The organism is Methylobacterium sp. GC_Met_2, assembly GCF_026540795.1.
Classification (GTDB): Bacteria; Pseudomonadota; Alphaproteobacteria; order Rhizobiales; family Beijerinckiaceae; genus Methylobacterium.
Genome location: NZ_JALNUM010000177.1, coordinates 1 through 8,723, shown reverse-complemented (window position 1 = coordinate 8,723; position 8,723 = coordinate 1). Strand labels below are relative to the sequence as shown.

Annotated in this window: 8 protein-coding genes; 3 read left to right on the top strand and 5 right to left on the bottom strand. The window is 68.5% G+C overall.

All coding sequences use genetic code 11. The features are described 5' to 3' along the window. Positions 1-266: 266 nt before the first annotated feature. Together bioD and secA are read right to left on the bottom strand one after the other, a co-directional pair. Positions 267-938 (bottom strand): dethiobiotin synthase, encoded by a 672-nt coding sequence (gene bioD, locus OXS49_RS31640; RefSeq protein WP_244003235.1) that lies wholly within the window; start codon positions 936-938, stop codon positions 267-269. Between the two features lie 7 nt (positions 939-945). Next, positions 946-3,837, bottom strand: coding sequence for a preprotein translocase subunit SecA (gene secA / locus OXS49_RS31635; protein WP_244003237.1), 2,892 nt, complete (start codon positions 3,835-3,837; stop codon positions 946-948). 262 nt (positions 3,838-4,099) lie between these two features. Here secA and OXS49_RS31630 point away from each other — a divergent pair, with 262 nt between their 5' ends. Beyond that, positions 4,100-5,011, top strand: coding sequence for a peptidylprolyl isomerase (locus OXS49_RS31630; RefSeq protein ID WP_267428521.1), 912 nt, complete (start codon positions 4,100-4,102; stop codon positions 5,009-5,011). A gap of 88 nt (positions 5,012-5,099) precedes the next feature. On the opposite strand, the gene OXS49_RS31625 is transcribed toward OXS49_RS31630, so the two are convergent. Together OXS49_RS31625 and hemH are read right to left on the bottom strand one after the other, a co-directional pair. Beyond that, positions 5,100-5,258 (bottom strand): hypothetical protein, encoded by a 159-nt coding sequence (locus OXS49_RS31625; RefSeq protein WP_243918394.1) that lies wholly within the window; start codon positions 5,256-5,258, stop codon positions 5,100-5,102. A 92-nt stretch (positions 5,259-5,350) separates the two neighbouring features. Next, the gene (gene hemH, locus OXS49_RS31620; RefSeq protein WP_244003242.1) at positions 5,351-6,436 is read right to left on the bottom strand and encodes a ferrochelatase; all 1,086 of its coding nucleotides are present in this window, start codon (positions 6,434-6,436) and stop codon (positions 5,351-5,353) included. Between the two features lie 258 nt (positions 6,437-6,694). Here hemH and OXS49_RS31615 point away from each other — a divergent pair, with 258 nt between their 5' ends. Beyond that, positions 6,695-7,384, top strand: coding sequence for a uracil-DNA glycosylase (locus OXS49_RS31615; RefSeq protein WP_267428520.1), 690 nt, complete (start codon positions 6,695-6,697; stop codon positions 7,382-7,384). Between the two features lie 13 nt (positions 7,385-7,397). On the opposite strand, the gene OXS49_RS31610 is transcribed toward OXS49_RS31615, so the two are convergent. Beyond that, complete coding sequence (locus OXS49_RS31610; RefSeq protein WP_267428519.1) at positions 7,398-7,817, bottom strand: hypothetical protein; 420 nt, start codon at positions 7,815-7,817, stop codon at positions 7,398-7,400. 340 nt (positions 7,818-8,157) lie between these two features. Here OXS49_RS31610 and OXS49_RS31605 point away from each other — a divergent pair, with 340 nt between their 5' ends. Further along, entirely contained in the window at positions 8,158-8,535 is a 378-nt protein-coding gene (locus OXS49_RS31605) for an AMP-dependent synthetase (protein ID WP_244003248.1), read from the top strand. Positions 8,536-8,723 lie beyond the last annotated feature (188 nt).

Below are 8,723 nucleotides of genomic sequence, written 5' to 3'. Positions count from 1 at the left end.
GACGAGTGCTGGCCGCAGGCGGTTGCGGGCGGGCTCATCCTCCTGCGCCGCAGCCTCCGTTCCGGGTTCCGCGGCGGCGGCAAGGGACTGACTCAACGCAACAGCTCCCGCATGACCCGCCCGGGTCTGGGCGCGTCGAGACTGCCCGACAGTTAGCAGCCAAGGCCACGTCGTCCAGCGAGGGCGCAGCCGAAGGCGCCGGGATGTCGGAGGCACACGCAGACTTGAGGGTATAACGCGTCGCGCGCAGCGCCGTAGCTGCCGGCTCAGATCAGGTTGGCGAGCGCTTCCGGACAGGAATCCCCGCGCCGCAGGCAAAAGACCTCCGCGCTGGCGTGACGGGCGATCGACGCGGCCACGGTGGCGGCCGGGGCCGGCGCGCCCTCGCTCTCGCTCACCGCAATGGCCAACAGTGGGACATCGTACCGGCGCAGGGTCTCGCAGGCCGTCAGCGCGTGGCTGATCGCCCCCAGGTAGCTGCCGGTCACCAGCAAGGCGGGAACGTCCAGCGCCCGGAGCCAGTCGAGGCCGGTGGCCGCCTCGGTGACCGGGCTCATCAGGCCGCCCACACTTTCGATCAGCAGCGTGCCCGTCGTGCAGGCGATCTGCACCCGGCACCAGCCGACGAGGTCGGCGAGATCCAGGGACCGGCCTTCCAGCACGGCTGCCTGATCGGGTGACAGCGGTGCGGAGAAGCGCCAGGGCGAACAGGCCTCCACGGCCTCGGCGTCGAGGGCGATCTCCTGGGCGTCGAGCAGGCGGGCGGTGTCGCTTTCGGCGAACCCCGGATCTCCCGGAGCCGGAACGCCGCTCGCGAGCGGCTTCACGGTCCGGACCGCCCGGCCCTGTGCCCGCAGGCGCCGGGTCAAAGCCGCGGTGACGTAGGTCTTGCCGATCTCCGTCCCGGCACCCGCGATGAAGACCGCCCGCGCGGCCATGCCGGCCTCAGGCCTGCAGGCTGCCGTGGCAGTGCTTGTACTTCTTGCCCGAGCCGCAGGGGCACGGCTCGTTGCGGCCGACGCGGCCCCAGGTTCCGGCATCCTGCGGATCGCGCTCCAGCACCGCGCCGTCCGCCGCCAAGCCTTGGGCGGCGAAGCCGTAGGCTGGGCCGGCGCCGCCATCGCTGCCGGAGCCCTGGCCGGCATAGTCCATCTCGTTCTCGCCCGTGACCGGGTCGAGATGCTGGGCGAACATCGGCGGCAGCGCCGGTCCGCCGGCTGGATACTGCTCCTGCTGCTCTTGGAACATGATCTCGACCCGCGACAGCTGCGCGGTCACCTGCTCGCGCAGGGCTGTGACGAGGCCGTTGAACAGGTCGAAGGCCTCGGACTTGTACTCGTTCAGCGGATCGCGCTGAGCAAAGCCACGCCAGCCGATCACCTGTCGCAGGTGGTCGAGGGTCACGAGGTGCTCGCGCCACAGGTGGTCCAGCGTCTGCAGCAGGACCTGCTTCTCGATATAGGCGGTGACCTCGGCGCCGTTTTTCTCGGTCCGCTCGGCATAGGCCGTCTCGGCCGCCTTGAGCAGGCGCTCGCGCATCTCCTCGTCGGCGATGCCCTCCTCCTTGGCCCAGTCCTCGACCGGCACGTCGAGGTTGAGGATCTCCCGCACCTGCTCGTGCAGACCCCCGACGTTCCACTGCTCCGCGTAGGCATTCTCGGGGATGTGGCGGGCGACGAGGTCGTCGATCACGCCCTCACGCATTTCGTCCACGGTCTCGCGGACGCTCTCCTGGGCCATGAAGTCCCGGCGCTGCTCGAACACGACCTTGCGCTGGTCGTTCATGACGTTGTCGTACTTGAGCACGTTCTTGCGCATGTCGAAGTTGCGCGCCTCGACCTTCTGCTGCGCCTTCTCGATGGCCTTGTTGATCCAGGGGTGGATGATCGCCTCGCCCTGCTCCAGGCCGAGCTTCTGCAGCATCCCGTCCATGCGATCGGAGCCGAAGATCCGCATCAGGTCGTCCTGAAGCGACAGGTAGAACTTCGAGCGGCCGGGATCGCCCTGCCGGCCGGAGCGGCCGCGGAGCTGGTTGTCGATGCGCCGGCTCTCGTGGCGCTCGGTGCCGATGATGTAGAGGCCGCCCGGCAGATCCTTCTTGCGGCCGGCTTCCGGATCGGCCTTCTCGCCAGAGGCCAGCACCTTGGCGCGGTTCTCGGCGATCTCGGCCTTGATCGCCTCGATCCGCGCGTCGCGCTCCGGACCCTCCGGAACACCGGCGAGTTCCTTCTCGACCCGCATCTCGATGTTGCCACCGAGTTTGATGTCGGTGCCGCGGCCGGCCATGTTGGTGGCGATGGTGATCGCGCCGGGCACGCCGGCCTCGGCCACGATGTAGGCCTCCTGCTCGTGGAAGCGGGCGTTCAGCACGGCGAAGCGTTTGGTCACCCGGCCCTCGCGGGCGGCGGCGTACACGTCGGTCAGCGCATTCGGATCGGAATAGTCGAGCAGGGTGTAGCCGGCTTTTTTCAGCATCTCGGCGAGATGCTCCGACTTCTCGATCGAACCGGTGCCGACCAGGATCGGCTGATGGCGGCTATGCGCCTTGTCGATCTCCGCGATGATGCCGTCGTACTTCTCAGCCACCGTGCGGTAGACCTCGTCGTCCTCGTCGACGCGCTCGACCTCCTTGTTGGTCGGGATATCGACCACGTCGAGCTTGTAGATCTCGGCGAACTCGTCGGCCTCGGTCGAGGCCGTGCCGGTCATGCCGGCCAGCTTCTTGTAGAGGCGGAAATAATTCTGGAAGGTGATCGAGGCCAGCGTCTGGTTCTCGGGCTGGATCGTGACCCGCTCCTTGGCCTCGAGCGCCTGATGGAGCCCCTCCGAGTAGCGCCGGCCCTGCATCATGCGGCCGGTGAACTCGTCGATGATCACCACCTCGTCGTTCTTGACGATGTAGTCCTTGTCCCGGGTGAACAGCGTGTTGGCGCGCAGGGCCTGGTTCACGTGGTGGACCAAGCTGACATTGTGCGCGTCGTAAAGGTCGCCCTCCTTGAGCAGGCCGACCTCGCGCAGGGTCTCCTCGACGAACTCGTTGCCCAACTCGGTGAGCGAGACCGTGCGTTGCTTCTCGTCGAGATCATAATGCTCGCGCACCAGCCGGGGCATGATCGCATCGACCGACACATAGAGCTCCGAGCGGTCGTCCACCGGGCCCGAGATGATCAGCGGCGTGCGCGCCTCGTCGATCAGGATCGAATCGACCTCGTCCACGATCGCGAAATTGTGCCCCCGCTGCGCCAGCTGGGACATCTCGTACTTCATGTTGTCGCGCAGGTAGTCGAACCCGTACTCGTTGTTGGTGCCGTAGGTGATGTCGCAGGCGTAGGCGTCCTTGCGCTGCGCATCGTCGAGCCCGTGCACGATGGTGCCGACCGAGAGCCCTAGGAAGCGGTAGAGCTGGCCCATCCACTCGGCGTCGCGGGCGGCGAGGTAGTCGTTCACGGTGACGACGTGGACGCCCTTGCCCTCCAAAGCGTTGAGGTAGACCGGCAGCGTCGCCACCAGCGTCTTGCCCTCGCCGGTCTTCATCTCGGCGATGCCGCCCTCGTGCAGCACCATGCCGCCGATCATCTGCACGTCGAAGTGCCGCTGGCCGAAGACCCGCTTGGCCGCCTCGCGCACGGTGGCGAAGGCCGGCACGAGGATGTCGTCGAGGCTCTTGCCGGCGGCGAGTTCCGCCTTCAGCATGTCGGTGCGGGCGCGCAGGGCCTCGTCCGACAGGGCCTGGATCTCCGGTTCCAGCGCGTTGATCAGCGCCACGCGGGGGCGATAGCCCTTGACGCGCCGGTCGTTGGAGGAGCCGAAAATCTTCTTGGCGATCGAGCCGAGCATCGTGGACCTGCGGACGCGCGAGCCCGCCCACGCAGCAGCGTGGCGGGCCGGCCTGGGCGGAGTTGGCCGGGCTTATAGAGGTAAACATCGCCCGGTGCACCTGAAAGGGGCAGGCCTCAACGCCTGTCGGTGCGGTCACGGTTCCGACAGCGGCGGAACCGCCGCGCTTGCCTTCTCGTGCGACGCGGGCCACCTGTGCCGCGGCCCGCCGCCCGGCCCGGTCCGGAGCGGCCACGAGACGTCAGCCGAGGATTTCGCCCGCATGCTCCACCCCGCCCTCCTCCGGCGCGTCAGCGCGCTCGCAATCCTGCTCGCGATTCCCGGCGTCGCGCTGGCTCAGGCCCCGCAGAAGGCGCCCGCTGCCACGCCTGCCGCGAACAGTCCAGCTGCCCCGGCAGGGCCGGATTCGGTGGCGGCGAGCGTCAACGGCAAGCCGATCACGCAGGGCGACCTCGCCATCGCGTCCGACGACCCGGCCCTGTCGCTGCCCGGCGTCGATGACGCCCAGAAGAAGAACCTGCTGGTCGACTACATGGTCGATCTGCGGGTCGGCGCGCAGGCGGCCGAGGCCGCCAAGATCGGCGACACGCCGGAGTTCAAGCGCAAGCTCGCCTACTTCCGCGACAAGCTCCTGCTCGACGACTACCTGGAGCAGGAGGCCAAGCGCGCGGTGACCCCCGAGGCCGAGCACGCGATCTACGACCAGACCGTCAAACTGATGAAGCCCGAGGAGGAGGTGCATGCCCGCCACATCCTCGTGGACAACGAAGGCGACGCGAAGAAGATCGCGGCGCGGATCAAGGGCGGCGAGGACTTCGCCAAGGTCGCGGCCGAGACCTCGAAGGACCCGGGCTCGAAGGCCGAGGGCGGGGATCTCGGCTGGTTCACCAAGGAGCGGATGGTCCCCGATTTCGCCAACGCCGCCTTCGCGATGAAACCCGGCCAGGTCTCCGATCCGGTGAAGACGCAGTTCGGCTGGCACGTGATCAAGGTCGAGAAGATGCGGACCAAACCGCAGCCGACCTTCGACGAGCTGAAAGAGCAGATCGACCAGCACCTGATCCGCAAGGCGCAGCAGGACCTGATCCTGAAGCTGCGGGCGGATGCGAAGATCGAGCGCACCGATGCCCCCGCCGAGGCGGCTCAGCCGGTGCCGGAGACGAAGAAGCCCTAACGGTACACGGAGCCAGCGTCGGATGGACGCTGGCCCTCATTGGACTGCGTGCTTGGCCCAGTACCTTGAGACAGCTGAAGCTCTGGCGTCAGTAGGGCCGATCCGGCACGAGATAGCTCGATTGCGCCGGCGCGGGCGTCGGCGTGACCCCGAGGGCGGCGAGTTCGCTGGTGCGGCGGCCTTCGGCGATCCGGTCGAGCACCGCGATCAGCAGCCAGGGACACGCGATACCGATGAAGAACGCCATGAAACCCTCCCGCGCCGGATCGATCACACGTCCCGCTTGAGGGAAAAATAGGCGGCCGGGGCGCGACAGCAAGCGCCTGCTCGGACCAATCCTCAGATCCAGCCCTGGAGTTCGCGCCGCACCACGTGCTCGATCACCTTCATGCCGAGATCGCTGTCGTTCAGGCACGGGATATAGGCGAAGCGCTCGCCGCCGTTGTCCTCGAAATAGTGGCGGTTCTCGCCGTCGAGTTCCTCCAGCGTCTCCAGGCAATCGGCCGTGAAGCCCGGGGCCACGATCGCCATGCGCTTCACGCCCGACTTGGCCAGATCCATCACGGTCTCGTCCGTGTAGGGCTTGAGCCATTCCTCGTTGCCGAAGCGCGACTGGAAGGTGACGCGCATCTTCTCCGGCGACATCCCCAGCGCCTCGCGGATCAGCCGGCCGGTCTTGTGGCACTGGCAATGGTAGGGGTCACCCTTGAGCAGGTAGCTGCGCGGCACCCCGTGGAACGAGGTCAGGATGACCTCCGGCTCGAAATCGAGCTTGGCCAGACCCTCGCGGATCGAGTCGGCCATGGCGGCGATGTAGACCGGGTCGTCGTGATAGGGCGGCGAGACGCGGACCGTCGGTTGCCAGCGCATGTCCATTAGGGCGCGGAACGCCTGATCGCAGGCCGTTGCCGAGGTGGCGGCGGCGTATTGCGGGTAGAGCGGCACCAGCAGGATGCGGTCGCAACCCTGGTCGAGCAGCGCCTGAATCCGGCCGGCGACCTCCGGCTTGCCGTAGCGCATCGCCCAATCGACCACGACCGTGTCGCCCATCGCCGCCTGGAGGCGCTCGCTCTGGCCCCGGGTGGTGGTCTTGAGCGGGCCTTCGTTGAGCGCGTTGTTCCAGACGCTGGCATAATCGCGGCCCTTGGGGCCCGGGCGCTTGGTCAGGATGATCAGGTTGAGCAGCGGCCACCAGATCAGCCGCGACACCTCGATGACCCGGCGGTCCGACAGGAACTCCTTGAGATACCGCCGCATCGGCCAGTAGCTCGTGCCCTCCGGCGTGCCGAGATTCATCAGCAGGACGCCGACGCGACCCCAGGCCACCTTCGGATGGTCGGCCGGCAGGGTGGCGGCCGCGGGTTCGCGCGGGGTGAGGGGACGGCCATTGGCCAGCGCGGCGGCGGGTTCGACGCGTTCGTTCATGGCAGCGTCCCGGCGCCGCGCGCCGGGTCCTTCCTGTGGCATCAGATATCCGGCGGCCGGCGCGCACGCTGAGGCCTGGACCGGAGGCTTAACCCCGTCGGGTATGCTTCCATGTAGGGTGCGAAGCCGGCCGGCGAAGACCGGATGCGACATGCCGCACCGGATCCGCACGCACGACCCCTGTCCCTAACCACGCGGGGCGGCGCGCTGCAACCGAGGCCGTCGCCGAGCCACATCGCTGAGCCACATGGAGATTCGATGAGCGAGACACCCGTGGCCGATGCCCTCGCGGCCTTCCGCGCCTCCGGCTCACCCTGGCTGGCGCTGCCCTTCTTCGCCGACGGTGGGGCCGAGGCGGTGGCGGCCCGGGTCGATGCGCGGATCGCGGCCGGCGCCCGCGTGCTGCCGGCTCCGGCCCAGGTCTTTCGCGCCCTGACGGAGACGCCGCTGTCTGCCGTGCGCGCGGTGATCCTCGGGCAGGACCCCTATCCGACGCCGGGCGATGCCAACGGCCTCGCCTTCTCGTTCGTGGGATCGGGTCGCCTGCCGGCCTCGCTGAAAGTGATCCTCGCCGAGGCGGGCTCCGACCGGGCCGCGGGCGGCGACCTCACCGCCTGGGCGCGACAGGGCGTCCTCCTGCTCAACAGCGCACTGACGGTCGAGGCCGGCAAGGCCGGGGCGCATCTACGCACCGGCTGGGCGCGGCTGACCGACGAGGCGGTGGCGGCGGTCTCTGCGCGCCCGGACTCCGCGGTCTTCCTGCTCTGGGGCGCCCAGGCCCGGGCTCGGACGGCGCTGATCGATCAGAGCCGCCACGGCGTGTTCGAGAGCGGGCACCCCTCCCCGCTCAACCGCGCCCAGGATTTCCCCGGCTCGGACCCGTTCGGCCGGGCCAATCGCTGGCTGACGGAGCACGGGGTCCGGCCGATCGAATGGCGGCTGGGTTGAACCGACCGTCCCGTTACTGCGGCTTGACCGGCTCCGCGGGCTTGGCGGATTCCGCAGGCTTGGCCGGGGCACCCGTATCCGCGCCGGCCGGCAGCAGCACGTTCTTGGCGACCGTGCCCTCCGGCCCGTACTCGCCCGCCACCGCGAGGCAGGCCTGATCGCGGTTCTGCTGCATCTGATTCGACATCAGCGTGAACATCGTCTGCACGCGGTTGCCGAACGGCCCCCGGGGCTGGACGTCCTCGATCCGGACGCTCTGCTTCGCCAGCAGCCCCTCGAACTGCTCAGTGCCGATTCGGTAGCCGCAGACGTTGGAGGCCGCGAAGATGTAGGCGGCGAATTCCAGGGCCCGTGGGGCCGGCGCGTTGCGGATCTGCGCTTGCGCCGGAAGGGCAGCGGCGATCAGGGCGGCGGAAAGAACGATGTGGCGCATGCGGGGGCTGTATCCTCGATCACGGCGGCCTCTGTCGGGCCGCCTCGGCGGACAACGAGATAGGCCGGTCCGCAGCCCGCGCCACTGCGACCGAATTTGACGACAAATCGAGGCTTGGCCTTCACGGCTTGTTGGCCATCGTCTCAATCGTGAGGGCGCCAACGCCCGAAAAGCAGCTCTTGTTCCGCTCCCGTCGTGCGGTGAGACAGAGTGTTAACCGGCTCGCGTCACGCCAGAGACCACGGTTTGTCCAGATCCAGGCGGTCTGCATCGCATGTTCGGTCTCGAATCCACTGTCGTCCCCCCTCTCGCCCCGGCACCCCGTGCCTCCGAGGGGCGCATGCCCGGCGGCGCGCGGCGCACCGATCCGGCTCTGTCTGCCGTCCCGGTCTGTCCGCACCGCATGGCCCGCTGGGCCTGGGGCGAAGGCCTCCGGGCGGGCGACGCCATCGCGCTGCTGGTACAGGATTTCGGCCAGGCAGAGGCCATGCGTCTTGGCCTCAGCCGCCTCGGCCTGCGCGTGATCGACCTCGCGGGTCGCCGCGGCGACGCGCTGGCCGAGGGCCTGTCCGGAGCCGTCCTGGTCATCGCCGACACGCATCTGGCGGAGGCCTACGCGGCGGTGATGGGCCGCCTCGCGACCTACCCGGCGCTGTGGTGGAATGGCCCGGGCGCCGATTTCGCGAGCCTCGATCTGGCCCTTGCCGAGTTGGCCTGAGGCGCGACGAGTCTCAGCAGAGTTGCGTCGGCACACCAACGCAACTCTGCTGAGGTTTCCATCCGGCCGCAGGTTTTTATCGCAAAACCGGCGGCCATTTTTGCGAAACCTGCTTAGAGCGCTCTCCGCCGAAGTGGACACCGGTTCGGCGCAAGAGAGCGTGTCACAACAAGAGCTTAGAGCCGTGC